The sequence below is a fragment of the Sinomicrobium soli genome (genome assembly GCF_003285545.1).
Classification (GTDB): Bacteria; Bacteroidota; Bacteroidia; order Flavobacteriales; family Flavobacteriaceae; genus Sinomicrobium.
The window spans coordinates 86,006-104,777 of record NZ_QLNV01000009.1; the positions used below are offsets into that span (position 1 = coordinate 86,006).

General features: G+C 47.8%; 18 protein-coding genes. 14 read left to right on the forward strand and 4 right to left on the reverse strand.

The window, feature by feature from the left end; translation table 11 throughout:
- Window positions 1–46: 46 nt before the first annotated feature.
- The 6 genes from DN748_RS12995 to DN748_RS13020 all read left to right on the forward strand — a co-directional run bounded on the left by DN748_RS12995 (window position 47) and on the right by DN748_RS13020 (window position 5,983).
- Window positions 47–307 (forward strand): thiamine-binding protein, encoded by a 261-nt coding sequence (locus tag DN748_RS12995; protein WP_112372260.1) that lies wholly within the window; start codon window positions 47–49, stop codon window positions 305–307.
- Complete coding sequence (pnuC, locus tag DN748_RS13000; RefSeq protein WP_112372261.1) at window positions 291–929, forward strand: nicotinamide riboside transporter PnuC; 639 nt, start codon at window positions 291–293, stop codon at window positions 927–929. Before DN748_RS12995 ends, pnuC begins: the two co-directional genes overlap by 17 nt.
- Window positions 884–1,444: an AAA family ATPase gene (locus DN748_RS13005; RefSeq protein WP_112372262.1), complete on the forward strand. Its 561-nt coding sequence runs from the start codon at window positions 884–886 to the stop codon at window positions 1,442–1,444. Before pnuC ends, DN748_RS13005 begins: the two co-directional genes overlap by 46 nt.
- Before the next feature lie 152 nt (window positions 1,445–1,596).
- On the forward strand, window positions 1,597–3,150 hold the full coding sequence (locus DN748_RS13010; protein WP_112372263.1) for a DUF4301 family protein: 1,554 nt from the start codon (window positions 1,597–1,599) through the stop codon (window positions 3,148–3,150).
- Window positions 3,151–3,454: 304 nt separating this feature from the next.
- Window positions 3,455–3,751, forward strand: a complete 297-nt coding sequence (locus DN748_RS13015) for a hypothetical protein (RefSeq protein WP_112372264.1) — start codon at window positions 3,455–3,457, stop codon at window positions 3,749–3,751.
- A gap of 882 nt (window positions 3,752–4,633) precedes the next feature.
- Window positions 4,634–5,983: a sigma-54-dependent transcriptional regulator gene (locus DN748_RS13020; RefSeq protein ID WP_112372322.1), complete on the forward strand. Its 1,350-nt coding sequence runs from the start codon at window positions 4,634–4,636 to the stop codon at window positions 5,981–5,983.
- A 29-nt stretch (window positions 5,984–6,012) separates the two neighbouring features.
- On the opposite strand, the gene DN748_RS13025 is transcribed toward DN748_RS13020, so the two are convergent.
- Entirely contained in the window at window positions 6,013–8,490 is a 2,478-nt protein-coding gene (locus tag DN748_RS13025; protein ID WP_161554562.1) for an ATP-binding protein, read from the reverse strand.
- A gap of 409 nt (window positions 8,491–8,899) precedes the next feature.
- Between DN748_RS13025 and DN748_RS13030 the strand changes: the two genes are divergently transcribed.
- The 4 genes from DN748_RS13030 to DN748_RS13045 all read left to right on the forward strand — a co-directional run bounded on the left by DN748_RS13030 (window position 8,900) and on the right by DN748_RS13045 (window position 13,092).
- Window positions 8,900–11,062 carry a TonB-dependent receptor gene (locus DN748_RS13030; RefSeq protein ID WP_112372266.1) on the forward strand — a complete coding sequence of 721 codons (2,163 nt, stop codon included), beginning with the start codon at window positions 8,900–8,902 and terminating at the stop codon, window positions 11,060–11,062.
- A 211-nt stretch (window positions 11,063–11,273) separates the two neighbouring features.
- Window positions 11,274–11,726 (forward strand): Rieske (2Fe-2S) protein, encoded by a 453-nt coding sequence (locus DN748_RS13035; protein ID WP_236636863.1) that lies wholly within the window; start codon window positions 11,274–11,276, stop codon window positions 11,724–11,726.
- Window positions 11,727–11,982: 256 nt separating this feature from the next.
- On the forward strand, window positions 11,983–12,459 hold the full coding sequence (greA, locus tag DN748_RS13040; protein ID WP_112372267.1) for a transcription elongation factor GreA: 477 nt from the start codon (window positions 11,983–11,985) through the stop codon (window positions 12,457–12,459).
- Between the two features lie 243 nt (window positions 12,460–12,702).
- The gene (locus tag DN748_RS13045) at window positions 12,703–13,092 is read left to right on the forward strand and encodes an HIT family protein (RefSeq protein ID WP_112372268.1); all 390 of its coding nucleotides are present in this window, start codon (window positions 12,703–12,705) and stop codon (window positions 13,090–13,092) included.
- Here the strand turns inward: DN748_RS13045 and DN748_RS13050 are convergent.
- Window positions 13,076–13,456 carry a hypothetical protein gene (locus DN748_RS13050; protein WP_112372269.1) on the reverse strand — a complete coding sequence of 127 codons (381 nt, stop codon included), beginning with the start codon at window positions 13,454–13,456 and terminating at the stop codon, window positions 13,076–13,078. The genes DN748_RS13045 and DN748_RS13050 overlap by 17 nt on opposite strands.
- Window positions 13,457–13,487: 31 nt before the next feature.
- Window positions 13,488–14,642 carry a sensor histidine kinase gene (locus tag DN748_RS13055; RefSeq protein ID WP_112372324.1) on the reverse strand — a complete coding sequence of 385 codons (1,155 nt, stop codon included), beginning with the start codon at window positions 14,640–14,642 and terminating at the stop codon, window positions 13,488–13,490.
- 321 nt (window positions 14,643–14,963) lie between these two features.
- Here DN748_RS13055 and DN748_RS13060 point away from each other — a divergent pair, with 321 nt between their 5' ends.
- From DN748_RS13060 to aat, 3 genes are all read left to right on the forward strand, one after another.
- Entirely contained in the window at window positions 14,964–15,884 is a 921-nt protein-coding gene (locus DN748_RS13060; protein WP_112372270.1) for a flavin reductase family protein, read from the forward strand.
- 109 nt (window positions 15,885–15,993) lie between these two features.
- On the forward strand, window positions 15,994–16,371 hold the full coding sequence (locus DN748_RS13065) for a DUF3127 domain-containing protein (RefSeq protein WP_112372271.1): 378 nt from the start codon (window positions 15,994–15,996) through the stop codon (window positions 16,369–16,371).
- A gap of 474 nt (window positions 16,372–16,845) precedes the next feature.
- Window positions 16,846–17,499 carry a leucyl/phenylalanyl-tRNA--protein transferase gene (gene aat, locus DN748_RS13070; RefSeq protein WP_112372272.1) on the forward strand — a complete coding sequence of 218 codons (654 nt, stop codon included), beginning with the start codon at window positions 16,846–16,848 and terminating at the stop codon, window positions 17,497–17,499.
- Between the two features lie 21 nt (window positions 17,500–17,520).
- Here aat and DN748_RS13075 read toward each other — a convergent pair whose 3' ends face one another.
- The gene (locus DN748_RS13075) at window positions 17,521–18,093 is read right to left on the reverse strand and encodes a DNA-3-methyladenine glycosylase I (protein ID WP_112372273.1); all 573 of its coding nucleotides are present in this window, start codon (window positions 18,091–18,093) and stop codon (window positions 17,521–17,523) included.
- Window positions 18,094–18,295: 202 nt separating this feature from the next.
- Here DN748_RS13075 and rimP point away from each other — a divergent pair, with 202 nt between their 5' ends.
- A complete protein-coding gene (gene rimP / locus DN748_RS13080; RefSeq protein ID WP_112372274.1) occupies window positions 18,296–18,760 on the forward strand; it encodes a ribosome assembly cofactor RimP in 465 nt (154 codons plus the stop codon).
- Window positions 18,761–18,772: the final 12 nt, after the last annotated feature.

Genomic DNA, 18,772 nt, shown 5'->3' on the forward strand with positions numbered 1-18,772 from the left:
TCCGTTTTTACACCCGGGAAAGACCATTAACCATTAATAATTTGCTATGAAAATTTCGGTAGAACTCACTTTAACTCCGCTACAGGACCAATATGAAGATGCCATTATTCACTTTATTAAAAAACTCCGTGCTTCCGGACTTACGGTACTGGAAAACCCGTTGAGCACACAGGTATACGGAGACTATGACAAGGTCATGGCATTGTTGACTACAGAGATCAAAGAAGCTTTTGAACTGGTGGAACGGGGACTGTTGTATATGAAGATCGTAAAATCGGATCGCAGCGATTATGAACCACATTTTTGATTGGATCTTTGCCCAGTATGACGATGTGCCCCTGCATCTCACCGTACTGGAAATAATAGCCGTGATATTCGGTTTTTTAAGTGTACTGTATTCGAAGCGGGAGAATATCCTGGTATATCCTACCGGTATTGTGAGTACGGCCATTTTTGTATATATACTCTGGATATACGGCCTGCTGGGCGATATGCTTATCAATGCGTATTATTTTTCCATGAGTATCTACGGATGGTATTTCTGGACCCGCAAGGTCGATGCTACGCATTTTATCCCGGTAACACGTACTACCCGTAACGAAAAGATATGGTCTGCGGTATTGTTTGTGCTTACCATAGCTTTTGTGTTTGGTGTATACTGGTTTTTTGAGCGCCTGGACAGCTGGACCTCCTATGCCGATACGGTGACTACCGCCATTTTCTTTGTAGGTATGTGGCTTATGGCCCGGAAGAAACTCGAAAACTGGACCTACTGGATTATAGGCGACCTTGTTTCGGTGCCCCTCTATATGTATAAGGGGCTGGTATTTACATCGCTGCAGTACGCTCTTTTTACCGTCATTGCCATATACGGATATTTAGCATGGAAGAAAAACTTGAACAAAAGTCCGGCGACCTTGTTAAGGTAGTACTTATCGGTCCCGAATCTACCGGGAAGACCACCCTGGCAAGGCAACTGGCCTCCTTTTACCACACGGAATGGGTGCCCGAATACATGCGCGAATATCTCCAGGACAAATGGGACCGCGGGCAGGGTACCTGTGCACCCGAAGATATGCTGCCCATTGCCATAGGGCAGATGAAGCTGGAGAACGAGAAGGCAAAGGAGGCAGACAGGCTGCTTTTCTGTGACACCAACCTGATGGAACTCAAGGTGTATTCGGAGGTGTATTACGGGCGTTGTGATCCTCTTATTGCGAAATTTGCCCTGCAGAATAGTTACGATCTGTACTTTTTGACCTATATTGACGTTCCCTGGGAAAAGGACGATCTGAGGGACAAACCGGGAGAGCGTACCGAAATGTTTGAATATTTTAGGCAGGCCCTTGAAAAATATCGGCTGCCTTATGTCGTTTTAGAAGGAAAAGAAAAAGAGCGTCTGCGACAGGCCAAGGCGCATATTGCGAAAATATTTGAAAAGTAAAAGGGAACAGTTTGCTATTCCATGAAGGGCAGGACGGGAGGTTGAATTTTGAATGAGTTCAGAATTCAGAGTTATGATTCAAACCTGCAGCTAAGAACTAACAAACTACGAACTAAGAACAACAAACCTGTAACCCAAATTAAAACAACACTATGCTCGAGGAAAAAGATCTGGAATTGCTGGAGGAAAAGGAAATTTCCCCCGAAGAGGTATCAAAGCAGATAGAAATATTTAAGGAAGGGATCCCCTTTATAAACCTCTTGAGGTCGGCTACCCTGCACAACGGGATCATTCCGGTCTCCGAATCCCAGAGGCAGTATTACGTTTCCCTGTATGAGGAACAGAAGGAAGACCTGGACGTCATGAAGTTTGTTCCCGCATCCGGGGCGGCAACCAGGATGTTCCGCGCCCTGTTTCACTTTCTGGACGGGTTCAACCCGGACAGGGAGACCTTTAATGCCTATGTAAACCGGAAGAAGGCCCAGGACATGCAGACCTTTTTTGTGGGGGTGGAGAAACTGCCTTTCTATCGCGATGTGATGAAAGCACTGGAAGAAAAACACCCTGATTTCGAGCGCCTTCCCGACGACCGGCAAAAATATCTTTTTGTCCACGAAATACTGTCGGAAGAGGGGTTCGATATGGGCGCTTACCCCAAGGGGCTCCTGCCTTTCCACAAGTATAAGACGCATAGTGCGACCGCTTTTGAAGAACACCTGTATGAAGCAGCACTCTACAATGTTTCCGGCGGAAGGGCGAGGCTTCACTTTACCATCTCCGAAGAGCACACCAGCAAGTTTGACGAGGCGTTTAAAAATATTATCCGCAGTGTAAAGGAAAAGACCGGGATCGATTTTGATGTGGATTTTTCTTTTCAGAAAGCCTCGACCGATACCATTGCCGTGACGCCCCAGGACGAACCTTTCCGCACGGAAGACGGGACCCTGCTGTTCCGGCCTGCCGGGCACGGGGCGCTTATAGAAAACCTGAACGACCAGGAAGCGGATATCGTTTTTATCAAAAACATCGACAATGTGGTGGTATACCGCTACAAGCACGAAATGGCCGATTATAAGAAGATGCTGGCGGGGATATTGCTGCATTACCAGCAGCGGATCTTCGGATATGCCAGGATGCTGGAAGAAACCGAAATTTCCGATACGCAGATCCTGGAGGTCCGGGCTTTCCTTCACGAAGAACTCAATACCTATACCGCCCCCGATTTTTATAAATATACCCGGAGGTACCAGGTAGAACACCTGATGGAGAAATTAAACCGCCCCCTCAGGGTGTGCGGTATGGTGCGCAATGAAGGCGATCCGGGGGGAGGTCCCTTCTGGATCAAGGATGAAGACGGCAACGTATCGCTGCAGATCATAGAGTCGGCACAGATAGACCTGGGCAACCGGCGGCAGGTAAAAATCATGAACGGGGCCACGCACTTTAACCCGGTAGACATTGTATGCGGGATCAGGAATTACAGGGGAGAGGAATTTCACCTGCCTGATTTTGTAGATGAACGGCAGGCCTTTATTACGGAAAAGACCAGGGAAGGCAAGGAGCTGAAAGCCCTGGAACGTCCGGGGCTGTGGAACGGGGGCATGGCCTTCTGGAACTCCGTTTTTGTAGAAGTACCGCTTATTACCTTCAACCCGGTAAAAACAGTCAACGACCTGCTCAAACCGGCGCATCAGGTAAAAAAATAGGGATAGTCCCTGTTTTGAAACCTCTTCCGGGATGCCTTCCGGGAAATGTCTGGCGCGGAGGTGTGTTTTATAAACTATTGGTTTTGTGTTTTATATATGTGTAAAAGTTACACAGTTTTTGTGTAATCTCATCCGGATTATACATAATTCCCGTTTTGGCATGATATTGTTTTTTAGTTTAAGATTCTGATTTTCAGTTGTTTGTTTTTTTTGTCGCCTGAGGTCCGTTCCAGGGCATCATTTTTTCATTATACCAGGCATAACAATAGAATAACATATTAGTATAATCTTAAAACACAGTATTATGAAAAAGTTAGTTTTTGCTTCAGTTTTAGCCCTGGGAAGTTTAACCGCTGTAACCGCTGCAGCTCCTGTACTTCACGATGGAATTATGGATGTAGTGCTCCAGGAGGAGTATACGGAGATCTCTGCTGATGAAGTGCCTCAGGCTGTAAAGGATGCGCTGGCCGCAGATTATCCCAACGCAACACTTGATAAAGCTTCTGTAAATGAAAGCCAGGAATACAAGCTTGAGATCACTATCGACGGTACGGCTGCAGTGCTGTATGCCAGTGAAGACGGAGAGTGGATCCAGAAATAATAAGCCCCCTGTTTTACATTTTGCATATATTTGATCAGGCTTAACCTGATTAAATTCAGACGCCAGGACAGGCTTCCGGAATTCGGAAGCCTGTCCTTTTTTATACACTTTCCGCAACCTGTGAAAAAGTCTTTTTAGAAGCATCCGGAATGTGTAAAGTTTACACAGTTGTTGCGTGTGTATACACATTTTTTACACAATTAAGAAAGGTGTATGATTTTATATTTTTTTGTAAAATATTGGTTTACAGTTTTTTAAGTATATTTATGGATGTAGTGTACAATTGGCATCATTATTTCTTATATCATAACACAAAGCTGTAACAGAAACACAACAAAAATTGTTGTCTTACGAAATATAACCGCAGCAGATATACCCCTGCTGATAAAAAAACGGTGAGTGGATACAGAAGTATTTTTGTGTCCAAGATTAGGTTGGTTAGTAAAAGAGGTCGCATTTGCGGCCTCTTTTCGTATGATACAGGGAGTATCGCGATTTACCCCGTGGCAATTGTGCAACCGGTAAGAACCCGTTCATAACCATCGCCATTATTTCTTCTTCTAAGAGCCTGTTTAAATTTTATCCTTCAGTTTTTTTATGCGTCTTTTTGCCCCATATTTCGCCTTTTTCTCGCCTCATAGCTATGGCTATGTGTCTCAAAAAAGCCTTCATCTGGAACAAAAATACACTATAAAAAATTCTAAAAACAAATTTTAAACAGGCTCTAAAAAATGGAGTTCTTTTTAGCGGTATAATCGTTCAGACTTGTAATTTTGCAAAAAAACAGGGCTGCTTTACCTTTTACGGATATAAAACGTATATTTATAGGGAAATGCCATGCCTGATCACCGGATTGTTTTTAACGATAAACGAAAATATTTAATGCCCAATATACTTATTATAGAGGATGATGTGGCCTTTTGCAAGGTGCTGGAAAAATTTCTTGCGAAAAACGGACATGAAGTCTCCACCAGTTTTTCTGCTGCCGAAGCCAAAAGCAAAATCGCAAAGCGTACTTTTGACCTGATCATAACCGATTTACGCCTTCCCAATTACGACGGACTCGACCTGCTGGGGGAGATCAAGCAGGATTTTCCCGAAACCCCGGTAGTGTTAATGACCGGGTATGCGGATATCAACACCGCCGTAAAAGCCATGAAGAAGGGAGCTTTTGATTATATCTCAAAACCGTTTAATCCGGATGAGGTGCTGATTATTATCAACAAGGCATTGTCTGAGCCTGCAATACAGCAACCGGAACCAAAGAAGCAGGCCCCTGTGAGGGAACCCGTTTCTTCCGGGCCGGGCGAAAGCTTTGTAACCGGTACCAGTGCAGCTTCCCGAAAGCTCAATGAGTATGTAAACCTCGTAGGGCCTACCGATATGTCGGTGCTCATAATCGGGGAGAGTGGTACGGGTAAGGAGGTCGTTGCCAAGAGCATACACGATAAAAGTGCCCGCAAGGATAAAAATTTTATTGCTGTAGATTGCGGTGCCATTCCCAAGGAAATCGCTGCCAGTGAATTTTTCGGACATGTCAAGGGGTCGTTTACGGGGGCCGTAAATGATAAGATCGGACATTTTGAAGCGGCTAACGGAGGAACGATTTTCCTGGATGAGGTAGGGAACCTTTCCTATGAAAACCAGATCCAGCTGCTCAGGGCTCTTCAGGAAAGAAAGGTAAAGCGGATCGGGAGCAATAAGGAAATACACGTGGATATACGGCTTATAACGGCAACCAATGAAGACCTGCAGGCTGCCGTACGGAAGGGGACCTTCAGGGAAGACCTGTTTCACAGGCTTAACGAGTTTTCCATCAATGTACCCAGCCTTTCCGAGCGCAAGGAAGACCTTATGCTTTTTGCCGAGCATTTCCTGGAGCTTGCCAATCGTCAGCTCGGTAAAAATGTCCTGGGTTTTTCTCCCGAGGTAGCCGAGGCTTTTGAAAATTATAACTGGCCGGGGAATATCCGTGAACTGCAGAATGTGATCAAAAGGGCCACCCTGCTTACTTCTTCCGACCACATTCGGAAAGAGGCACTTCCCCAGGAAATATTCCAGCCGGAAAACCAGCGGGTGGACTACAGCTTCTTTAAGACGGAGAACGAGAAAAAGATGATCCTCAATGCGCTCAGGGAAACCAATAACAACAAGAGCAGGGCGGCGGAACTCCTGAAAATGAACAGGAAAACCCTGTACAACAAACTCAAGCTTTACAATATCGAGCTATAGGCCGTTTTTTGTAAAAAGGTGTTTGGTGTTTACAGGTATTTCTCCCCGATCTGTTCCAGTATCCCTGTGACCTGTTCGTGAAGCCTGCCGAAAAGGGCGTCCAGTTCCCGTTCCGGAATGTCGTTTATGTGGTATTCCAGCCTTTCCAGCAGCGAAGCGGTTTCCAGGGCCTCTATCTGTTTGAACATGGGGAACATCTTGTGTGCGGTCCTCTGTATCCCTTCAATATCCTTATTCCCGAATTGTACGCTCATGGTTTCCATGTTTTTTTCAGTGCTCTCTGCAAAGGTCTGCAGAATTTCCCCGAGGGCCTCATCGTCGTATTGCAGCAACTGTTTCAGCGTAGTCAGGTTATAGCGTGAATTTCCGTCTGTATCCGGAATGGTTTGCGGTATTGGCTTTTCCTTCGGGTCGGGACGCTGTGTGCCGACATCCTGTTGCAGCACTTTTGAAATGCAGGCAACCAGGGTTCCGGGGGCAAAAGGTTTCTGTAGTACTTCCGAAAACCCGGCATTGCGGTATTCCTCCCGGTTGAGGTCGGCCCTTCCGGTAATGGCGATCACCGGTTTGTCCTGGTCCGAACGGCCTGCCCGGTGTAAGGCATCCAGGAACTGAAAGCCGTTCAGGTCCGGCATCTGGATATCTGTCAGTATCAGGTCGTAATCGTTGTTCCCAAGGTATTCCAGGGCCTCTGAAGCTTTGGTGAAGCCATTGACTTTACAGGATTGCTGTTTCAGGATCTCTGCGGTAAGGCTGAGTACCGATTCGTCGTCATCGATAAGCACAGCCCTTATTTTTTTGGGAAGCCGGGGGATCGCCGGGCTCTCTTCTGCCTGGATGTTATTGTCCCCCGAAGGGATTTGCAGAGGGACCTTCAGGGTAAATGTGCTTCCTTCCCCTTCCCTGCTTTTCAGTTCCAGCGACCCCCCGAGCAGGGATGCCAGTTTTCTGGAAATAGTGAGCCCGAGCCCGGTACCACCGTATTTTTTCTCTATGGCACTTTCCGCCTGTGTAAATTCGTTGAAAATGACCTCCTGCTTGTCTTTCCTGATCCCGATCCCCGTATCTTCCACGTCGATACGCACCCTGTACGTAGTGCCGAATTTTTCCAATACTTCCGCCCTGATCCTGATATGTCCGTTTTCGGTAAATTTATAGGCGTTGCCGATAAGGTTGGTCAGGATCTGTTTAATGCGGAACGGATCGCCCATGAGCAGTTTTTTCAGGCGGGGTTCCAGGTCTACGATCAGTTCGATATCCTTGTTCGGGTACAGGGCACTGGTTCCTTCGGCAGTGTCCGAAATAATGCTTTCCAGGGAGAACAGGGTGTTTTCTATCTTGATCTTTCCCGCCTCCAGCTTGTTGTAGTCCAGGAGGTCGTCTACCAGGTTCCTCACATACCGGGAGGCGTTTTTTACCCGCGATACGTACTGCTCCTGCTTGGTGCTGATCTCTGAGTTATGTAAGAGATCGGTGTATCCTATTATGGTGCTCAGGGGAGTACGGAGATCATGTCCTACGGTATAAATGAGCTGCTCCCGGTTTTTCAGGAGTTGTTCTGTCGTGTTTTTGGCATTTTCCAGTTGTTTTCGGTAAGACTGGCTCTTCCAGAAGTCGTTCAGGATGAGATAAGAAAAGAAAATGGTGAGCAATAATCCCAGAACGGCCGCAATAGTGATCACCCTGATGGTATTTTTCAGGGCGAGGTCGCGTTGCTGGTTCAGGGCATTGGTAGTACTGATGATCTCTCCTTCGAACGAGGACAGTATTTCGCGCAGCTGTTGTGAAATGGTAATATCGTCCCGGAGCAGTTCGTCTTCCTTGGCGGTAAGCGACCTTTTTATATTGGACGTTTTGATCTTCAGGTCTTTTAACAGTTCCTTTGAGGCCGTAAGCACGGAATCTGCAATTCTCTGCCGGTTTTCCCTGCCTGACGAATCGACGGGAATATTCTCATTTAAAAGGTCTACCAGGTTCTGAATGGCACTTTTCTGAAAATCCTGCAGCTCATCCGGGTTTACAAAATCCTCGACACCGAGTTCTTTGTTAAACGACTGCATCTGGGTGATCTGGGCTATGGCCTTTTCGAGAGACACATCGGTCTCATCCCGGCTTTTAAGCGCCCTGAGTTCCCTGATATTCTCCACCTTTTTGTCCAGGAGTATCTTGACACTGTCCAGTAAGCCTACCTGGTTCTGGTTGTCGATCAGCGGTTTGAGGGAATCTATTTCCTTGTAAAGGATGGTCGTTTCATCCATAAAAGCATTGAAATTCCGGGAAGAGGACGATTGCAGTGTTATTCTGGCCAGGCTTTCCGTTTCGTACAAATGGGCGACGAGCGAACTGGTAATGAGCAGTTTCTTGCTTTCGAAAGCATTGCTGTTCTGGTGCCTGGTAAAGATCTGGAATTCGGCATAGACAAACCACCCTACCGCAACAATGAGAATGGCCAGGGCGATATAGCTGAGCAATACCTTATAGGTGATCGTGCTTTTTTTCGTGTTCATAGTGTTCATAGCGCAAAAATAAAGAATACATTAACAATCAGCTCTTAACGGGACCATAAAAAACATCTCCTGTGTCGCGGGACCTTCCTGCCGAAAAAAAGCGAAAAAATGAGGAAAATATGTTTTTAGCTCGTAATTTTGCAATCTGTTGATATCTCAAAAGGGGTGCTTAAACGCTGTTTGTTGTTCGCAGAACAATAGGGCAGGAGCAAGCTGAGATCATACCCATGGAACCTCGAACAGGTAATGCTGTTTAGGGAGGGCCGAGCCGGCTGGCGGGCCGGAACAACCGGCCGGTACGGCGACATTCCGGAACCATATTGAAGTGTGTCGGTTCCGGGGCCCGGAAATAATCTGTTTTTTAACCAGAGAATAATAACCCCTTTTTATTCGTGCAAAATTGTTGCGAATGAAAATGTTGTATTGTGTGTTCGGAAACCGCAGATTTGCGGCTGTTGCCCTGTCGATACTCGGCGGGCAGTATGTCTTGTCGCAGGAACCGGAGGTAAAGGATACCACCGCATCCGAACTGGTAGCCCTTGATGAGGTGCTGGTGTCTGCCGTAAGGGTTACCGCGCAGAATCCGGTAACGTTCAGTAACCTGACCAAAGAGGATATTGCTTCCAGGAACCTGGGCCAGGATATCCCCGTGCTTATGAACTACCTGCCTTCGGTGGTCACGACATCAGATGCCGGGGCCGGGGTGGGATATACCGGTATCAGGGTAAGGGGGAGCGATGCCACCCGGGTAAATGTTACCATAAACGGTATCCCCTATAACGATTCGGAATCTCATGGCAGTTTCTGGGTGAATATGCCTGATTTTGCCTCTTCGGTGGAAAATATGCAGTTGCAGCGCGGAGTGGGGACATCTACCAACGGGGCGGGGGCATTCGGAGCCAGCCTGAACCTGCTTACCGATGCCGTAGCTGAAGAGGCCGGGGGAGAAATTGCCAATTCCTATGGTAGTTTTAACACCAGGAAGCATACCCTGAAGTTTACCACAGGAAAACTGAACGAGCATTTTGAAATGTCCGGACGTCTTTCGGCCATTCGTTCCGACGGGTATGTAGACAGGGCTTCATCTGACCTGAAATCGTATTTCCTGCAAGGCGCCTATGTCGATGAAAACACCCTGGTAAAGGCCCTGGTGTTCGGGGGCCATGAGACGACCTATCAGTCCTGGAACGGTATCGATGCCGAAACACTGAAGACCGACAGGAGGTATAATTCTGCCGGACAGTACACCGATGAGGAAGGCAATACCCGTTTTTACGACAATGAGGTAGATGATTACAAGCAGGACCATGCCCAGTTGCACTGGAGCCAGCAGTGGTCAGACCGCTGGAGCACCAACCTGGCATTGCATTATACTTACGGAAGGGGGTATTTCGAACAATACGGGGAAGACCGGGATTTTGCCGATTACGGACTTGAACCGGTCATTCAGGGCGGCGATACGGTAAATACTACCGACCTGATAGGCAGGGAATGGCTGGACAACGACTTTTATGGTACCACCTTTTCGGTACACTATGAAGAAGAGTTGCTGGATGTTGTCGTAGGTGGGGCGTGGAACAAATACGAAGGCGATCATTTCGGCGATATCGTCTGGGCGCGGTACGCTTCACAAAGCGAGATCAGGGACAGGTATTACGACGACAACTCCCTGAAAACCGATTTCAATGTTTTTGCCAAGGTAAATTACAAGCTGGGTGAACACTGGAACCTGTTCGGCGATATGCAATACCGCGGTATCGGGTATGAAGCCAACGGGGCGGAGACCGGCCTGGTCGATGATACCTTCGGTTTTTTCAATCCCAAAGCCGGGGTCACCTATATCGTCAATCCCGGAAACAGCTTTTACTTTTCCTATGCCAGGGCAGGGCGGGAACCCAACAGGAGCGATTATAAGGGAGGGAACCCGAAACCGGAATACCTGAACGACTTTGAGCTGGGCTGGAGACATCTCTCGGGAAATGTCAGGCTCAATGCCAACGCCTATTATATGCGGTACAAGGATCAGCTGGTGCTTACCGGTGAGCTCGACAATGTAGGGGCTCCCATACGCCGGAACAGCGGGGACAGCTACAGGCTCGGCCTCGAGGTCGATGCTACGGTAATGCTTTCCGATCGCTGGGTGGTACGGCCAAACATTGCACTGAGCGATAACCGCAATGTGGATTACGTGATCGAAACGGAAGAAGGGGTGGACGACCTCGGGAACACCGAGATCTCTTTTTCCCCGGGGATCATAGCAGGGAATGCGCTTACGTTCCTGCCCGTGGATAACCTTCAGCTGTCACTGTTGTCAAAATACGTGGGGAAACAGTATATGGATAATACGGGAAGAGGGGTAGCAGCGCTTTCCGCCTATTTTGTCAATGATCTCAACGTGTCCCTGGAGCTGGAAAAAGTAGCATTTTTCAGGTCGGTAACCATTAGCGGGCTGGTGAATAATTTCCTGGATGAAAAGTATGAATCCAACGGGTATATGTACGACCCTACATCTCCCTACTATTACCCCCAGGCCGGGATCAATTTCCTGGTCGGGCTCAACCTGAAGATCTGAGATGGCCGGGAATCCTGGTATGTCATCCTGAGCGCAGTCCCTGCCGGAGACGGGTGGGGAGGGATATCCTTCCGGTCGGGGAGTGAGTCGAGGCCACTGCCTTTTGGATTGAACTGTTTTTTTAGACCGATCCGTCCCCGGATATCCGAAAAGACCGTAACTTTATCCGGGGCTTGACAACGCCTTTCCGAAACCATTAAAATCCATACACGTGAAAACCTTTATCGCAGTCTTCAGCTTTTGTACGGTGCTTTTCCTCGTCTCCTGTAGTGATGACAAGAGTGCCCGGAATCCGTATCTCGTAGAACTGGAATTCAGTTATGACGTCAACCTGAACCTCCCGCTGTACAACGGCCTTACCACTCCCGGCAATGCCATATACATCGGCAACGAGGGGGTAGGGCTCAGGGGGATATTCGTCATCAATACCGGAGCGGGATATTACGCCTGGGAAGCCAGCTGCCCGAACCATTCCCCCAACGAATGTTCGACCATGGAGATCAAGGGAGGGACCAACTGTATCTGTCCGTGCGACGATTATGAATACAACCTCTTTAACGGCCAGATGATCAACCGTCCCGAAGACACTGAAGAGCGTACTTACGACCTGTTGTTTTACCAGACACAGGTAAGCGGCAATAGGATAAGAGTGTATAATAATTAATGTGGTAATGAGCCAATGTGATAATGTGCCAATGTGGTAATGTGCCAATGTGGTAATGTGATGATGAGTTTGAGTTGTGCGATGCCTTGAGGTGGCTGAGTGTTCCGGCCTCCCCGATGCTCGGGACAGGCCGGTCGGAATGTATCGAAGCCACCGGTGCCGGTGCATTTTAAATACTGGCAGTGATTAAAAATTTGTATATTTGCTATGAATCCTCTTCAGAAGGGGATTTTTTTGTATTTAAAACCATGAAGTTATGAGTAAGGTATCTTATTACACGGCTGAAGGGCTGAAAAAGCTCAGGGATGAGCTGGATCAGCTGAAAAGTGTGGAGAGGCCCAGGGCTTCCCAGGCCATAGCCGAGGCCCGGGACAAGGGGGATTTGTCTGAGAATGCAGAGTATGATGCTGCCAAGGAAGCTCAGGGTTTGCTCGAAATGAAAATATCCAAAATGGAAGAACTGCTGGCCAATGCGAGGCTTATCGACGAGTCGCAGCTGGATACTTCGAAAGTGCTGGTATTGTCGACGGTAAAAATAAAAAACCAGGCAAACGGCATGGAAATGAAATATACCCTGGTGGCCGAAAGTGAAGCCGATCTCAAAAGTGGCAAGATATCGGTGAGTTCACCCATAGGAAAAGGATTGCTGGGGAAGGAAGTCGGCGATGTGGCCGAGATCCAGGTACCCAACGGAACATTGAAATTCGAAGTCCTGGAGATCAGCAGGGAATAGGGCTGTTTTTTTTGAAGAGCAAGTCCTTTTTTGACCGGGTTCAGAAAAGGATTTTTTATTTTTATCAGGATCAACCGCCGGGGGTATGCAGCTGTTTTCAGTTTGACTCATACCGGTGCCGGGAGTAAACTACCTCAGGGCAGGTCCATGAGGTATTAATTTGACAAATCTTTTGAATTCGGGGCAAGCTTCGGAGTTAAATATTGATTATCGGGTAGAAACCAATAAATCACAGTATCGGTTATGGGTAGCATTTTTACGAAGATCGTCAAGGGGGAGATCCCTTGCTATAAAATAGCGGAAGACGAAAACTATTTTGCATTTCTGGACATTAATCCCAATGCCAGGGGGCATACCCTGTGTATTCCCAAAAAGGAGACAGATAAATTACTGGAGCTTGACGAAGATGCCTACCTGGGGCTTATGGCCTTTTCCAGGAAGGTAGGGATGGCACTGGAGAGGTCGGTAGACTGCAAAAGGGTGGGAATGGCCGTTGTGGGGCTGGAAGTGCCCCATGTGCACGTTCATCTTATCCCTCTTAACGACATGAAGGAAATGACCTTTCAGCACAAGGTGTCGATGACCGAAGAGGAATTTCGCAAGCTTGCCGCAAAGATCAGGGAGCAGTTGTAAAAACCTCCCGGTAATGACCGGAGTAATAAAATGCAGCAAACAGCCCTGCGATGAGCAGCAGCAGGAAGGCTATGGTGTAATATGACCTTCCGGTAAGCTGTAAACGGCTTTTTTTCGGAACTACGGTTTTGGTGTAATAGTCGATGACGCGTTCTATGTCTTCCGTCCATTTTACCGGGTAAATGGTGGATTTACACTTTTTACATTGCAGGGTGCTCGTTACTTCCCCCGTGGTTTTTTTGTACCAGGGCGTTTGTATGTGTTTCTGGTAAAAGACAAGGGAGAGCCCCGAATCGGTGTAGCATTCCGGGCAGTTATTGGCCAGGCTGGCTTCCTTGATGACAATGCGTTTTTCTAAAGACATGGTTTGTACGGGTTGTATTTTTTATTAAACGTCAAAAAACGGTTTTTAGCGTAATCTGCATGGTCGTTCCTTTTCCCATATCGGAATGCAATACCCTTACCTTCCCTTCATGATAGTCTTCTATGATCCGCTGTACCAGTGACAGTCCCAATCCCCACCCCCTTCTTTTGGTGGTGAACCCCGGGGAGAATATGGTTTTGTAGAGGTTTTTCGGGATTCCTTTTCCACTGTCGGTGATCAGGAGGATCACCTGTTTTCCCGAATCCTTTATTTCCATTTTGAGGTCCCCTTTCCCCTTCATGGCATCTATGGCATTCTTTACGAGGTTTTCAATGGTCCAGCTGAAGAGCTGGGGGTTGATACTGGCCATGATGGGATGCTCCGGGGCGATAAGTTCGAAAGACACCAGTTTGGAACTGCGCTCCCTGAGATATTCGAAAGACGTCCGTGATTCCTTTACCACATCGAGTACGGAGAGTACCGGGGTAGATCCTATTTTGGAAAAGCGGTCGGTGATGATCTGCAGCCTGGTGATATCCTTTTCTATCTCCTCGATAATGGCCGGATCGGTATCCTGGCCCTTGAGAATTTCCGACCATCCTACCAGTGAAGACAGGGGGGTACCTATCTGGTGGGCCGTTTCCTTGGCCATGCCCGCCCACAGCTTGTTCTGGTCTGAGATCCTGGAGGTCTGGTAGAATAAAAGAATCACAGCTATAAAGAGAATGATGATCAGGATCAGGGCTATGGGATAGTACTTGAGTTTGGTCAGTACCTCGGAATTTCCGTAATACAGCGTGGCGAGTTTTTCGTTCTTGTAGCTGATGTCCAGCGGTTCGTTTTCCCGGGAAAACTCCCGTATTTTGCGCTGGATCTCTTCCGGGTCCCTGATGACCTTTTCGTTCATGTTTCCCGGGGTGATGATGCCGTTGATGTTTACCAGGATCATGGGCGTACTCGTGTTATTGGTGAGTACCTGGAGCGGTAATTCGCCCAGGTCCTTTTCCAGGTCGGAAGTCTGCAGCAACTCGGCCTGGGCCGCTGCCCATATTTTCATCTTTATCCGCTCTTCTTCCTTGAAACGCTGAAAGAAAACGTAGGTATTCCAAAGAATCAGGGAGACTATCAATACCGACATGCCTATCAGGATCCACTTCGTTATGCTTCTATTTTTAACAGATATCATCGATATTCCGGATAAGTCCATAAATATAAAGTAAAAGCAGTAAAAATATTGTTTTGATACCGGGTTAAAATTTGTTTGGTACGGAAATGGGCCCCGGAGTCCGGAACGATCAGCCCGGAACGGATTGTCATTCCGACCGCGGTCCTTGTCCCGGCTCCCGGTCGGGGCTTGTCCTTGTCCCGGCCTCTGGTTGCTGAGCCTGCGGGTATGAGTCAGGGGGAGGGGTCTCCGGGCTTTCGGTAAGAAAAAGCAATTCTAAAATTCCGCAAAGATTTTATTTCTCTCAATGTTTAATTACTTTTGTTTTTTATAAAAAGAAGTATGTATTCCATAGCGCCCACAGATGTTCCCCCGGCAAAGTTTCACGCCTTGTTGCTCGGTGCCGTGGCGCCAAGGCCCATAGCTTTTGCCAGTACGATAGGTGAAGGCGGGGTTCCGAACCTTTCACCGTTCAGTTTTTTTAACGTGTTCGGTTCTAATCCCCCCGTACTGATCTTTTCGCCGAGCCGGAGGGTAAGGGACAATACGACGAAACACACCCTGGAGAATATCGGGAAGATCAGGGAAGTGGTGATCAATGTGGTGAATTACGACTTGGTTTACCAGGCTTCGTTGTCGAGTACGGAATATCCCGAGGGGGTCAACGAATTTGTGAAATCGGGGTTGACCATGCTGCCCTCGGACCTTATAAGGCCGTTCCGGGTGGCAGAGTCCCCCGTACAGTTTGAGTGCCGGGTCAATGATGTTGTGCCCCTGGGGACGGAAGGAGGGGCCGGGAATCTTGTGATCTGTGAGGTTGTGAAAATGCATGTCAGGGAAGAGGTGCTGGACGACAGCGGGCATATAGACCAGTATAAAATAGACCTGGTATCGAGAGCAGGAGGTAGTTTTTATTCGCGGGCCAGGGATGGCTTTTTTGAAATACCGAAACCTCTTTCTTCGCTCGGGATCGGTGTAGACAGCATCCCGGAAGAGATAAGGTACAGCGAGGTGCTTACCGGGAACGACCTGGGCATGCTGGGAAATATAGAGGTATTGCCGGACGAGGATGACATCCTGGAATTTGTGAACGCATCGGTAGAGATCAGGGGCGTGTTGAGTTCGGATGATGAGAACCGGATACATGAGAGGGCCCGTGAGTTCCTCAGGGACAACGATGTGTTGTCTGCCTGGAAGTTATTGCTGGCCCCCCGGTACGGAAGTACTGATTTCGGTGTCGGTAAGCAGGCTGTAAAAGAATAGGAAAGACAGTACCGCTCTGTTGTAAAATCCCGGGGAGTGCCGGCGGGACCCCTTGAGATTTAAGAGGGTGTATAAAAGACGAATGAAATAACGATAAAGTATAGTATTTATGGAAGTTCAAGGAAGAATCAAACTGATCGATGAGACCAAGACCTACGGAAGTAACGGCTTCAGGAAAAGAGAGGTGGTCGTGACTACGGAAGAACAGTACCCGCAGCATATCCTGGTAGAGTTTGTTCAGGATAAATGCGAGCTGCTCAACAGTTTTCAGGTAGGGCAGCCGGTGAAGATTGGAATCAACCTCAGGGGAAGGGAATGGGTAAACCCCCAGGGAGAGACCCGGTATTTTAATTCCATACAGGGATGGCGCATAGAAAGCCTGCAGCCCGAACAGTCTTCGGGAGGAATGCCGCCGGTACCCCCCTCCGATGCTTTTGAGCCCGCAAACGATTTTAACGAAGAGGAACACGACGATCTGCCGTTTTAAAGGAAGGAAGGATTTGTCATCCTATGTTTGTAGTGGTTTTGTCATTCCGACGATAGGAGAACCCCGAAGGGCTCAACGCAGTTAAATCTCTTTTGCTCCGTTGTGCTGTTGAGGTTCCTTCGGGCCGGGTTGGAGATTCTTCCCTGCGGTCTGAATGACAGGAATTCATTCCGACCATGGGAAGGAATCTCGGGTCTTGCCGTTATGCTGTTGAATTTCCTTTGATCTTGGGTCGGGATTCTTCGGCTTCGCTCAGAATGACAATAGAAAAGGTCATTTCTGCACATAAAAAAAGTCCCGACGGTTGTATCGGGACTTAATGTTGTGGTTTTAGGTTTGCCTTTGTGATAAACTCAAAAAGCAATGATGAAAAATAAATGTTCACAAAGACAGAACAAATATGTATAAAAAAAAATTAATATCAAAGGATAAAATATTTTTTTAACGAATTGAGATGTTTTAGATACATTTTCTATGTATTTGCTTGATAAGGATTTAGTGTTTCCGCCGGTAGAACTGGCCTCGGAAGAGGGGCTGCTGGCAGTCGGAGGCGATCTGTCTTCCGAACGCCTGTTGCTCGCATACCGTCACGGTATTTTCCCGTGGTTCGGTAAAGGAGATCCCATTCTCTGGTGGAGCCCCGATCCGCGTATGGTGCTTTTTCCGGAAGATCTCAGGGTGTCTTCAAGTATGCGAAAGGTGTTGAAACGCAATAGCTTTGAGATTACGTTCAACCGCGATTTTCCTGCTGTCATAGCGCAATGTGCGAGTGTATCCCGAAAAGATCAGGACGACACGTGGATTACACGCGAAATGAAAGAAGCGTATATCCGGCTTCACGAATCGGGATTTGCAGTCTCGGTAGAAGTGTGGCAGGAAGACGAGCTGGCGGGAGGGCTTTACGGTATAGACCTGGGGCATGTTTTTTGCGGGGAAAGCATGTTTTCCAAGGTGAGCAATGCTTCGAAAGCAGGATTTATTACCCTGGTGGAAAAACTGAAAAAGGAAAATTACAAGCTTGTAGATTGCCAGGTATATACGGCACACCTGGCCAGTCTCGGGGCAAGGGAGATACCGAGGAATGCTTTTATCCGGATGCTGACAGGCGAAAACAGGACATCCGGATAAAAGAAAAACGGCATGCCACGGCTATGCCTGCTGTACTTCGTGATAACGGAAGCAATGCTCCTCGTGGTCGTTGACCATTCCCGTAGCCTGCATATGCGCATAGATCACCGTAGTCCCTACGAATTTGAATCCCCTTTTTTTCAGGTCTTTACTGATTTTGTCGGAAAGCGGCGTATTGGCCGGGGCATGACGATAGTCGGAAAGGGTGTTCCGGATGGGTTTTCCGTTGGTAAACCCCCAGATGTAGTTACTGAAACTGCCGAATTCGTCCTGTATCTTTATAAAGGCAAGGGCATTGCTTACCGTGGCACGTATCTTTAGCTTATTGCGTATGATGCCTTCGTCGGCCAGGAGTTCCAGTATCTTGTCTTCCCGGTAACGGGCTATTTTCCGGTAGTCGAAATTGTCCAGGGCTTTTCTGAAATTTTCCCGCTTGCGCAGAATGGTGATCCAGCTCAGCCCTGCCTGGAAAGTCTCCAGAATGAGGAATTCGAACAGGGTAGCGTCGTCATATACGGGGACTCCCCATTCTTCGTCGTGGTATTTTTCGTAAAGCGGATCTCCCACACACCAGCCACATCGATGTTTTTCCATGTCACAAGGGTTTTTGCTAAAATAGGAATTCCGGCAAAAACCGGAAAGCCTTTGCGTACTTTCTCCCGTATCGGACTTTTTTATATGGTAATTTATTGGCTTTCAATTGTTATTTGTAAATCAAAAGTCGTATATTTGCGCCGTTGAAAAAGAGAAAATTTTTGGAGGGGACTTGAGTCCCCTCTTTTTATAAAGATTACTGATGTTGAAGGAAAGAGTTAAAAGCCTTCTGGAAGAGGCCCTGGCGGAAAACGGATCGCTGTTCCTGATCAGTCTTACCGTTTCGGCAGATAACCAGATCAAGGTAGTAATAGACGGGGATGAAGGAGTGTCCCTGAATGACTGTATTTCGGTAAGCAGGGCTGTGGAAGGCGGACTGGACAGGGAGGAAACCGACTTTTCGCTGGAAGTGACCTCTCCGGGAGCCACAGAGCCCCTGGTGCATCAAAGGCAGTACAATAAGAATATTGGACGAAAATTAAACGTAAAAACAGCTTCGGGAGAGACCGTAGAGGGCAACCTGACCGCAATCGGGGAAGACGGGATTGAATTGCAGTGGAAACAGCGGGAGCCCAAACCGGTCGGAAAGGGAAAAAGAACGGTAACCGTGAAAAAGGAGATCCCCTTTTCGGATATTTCCGGGGCTAAAGTGATCATAACATTTTAACTATTAAGTTTT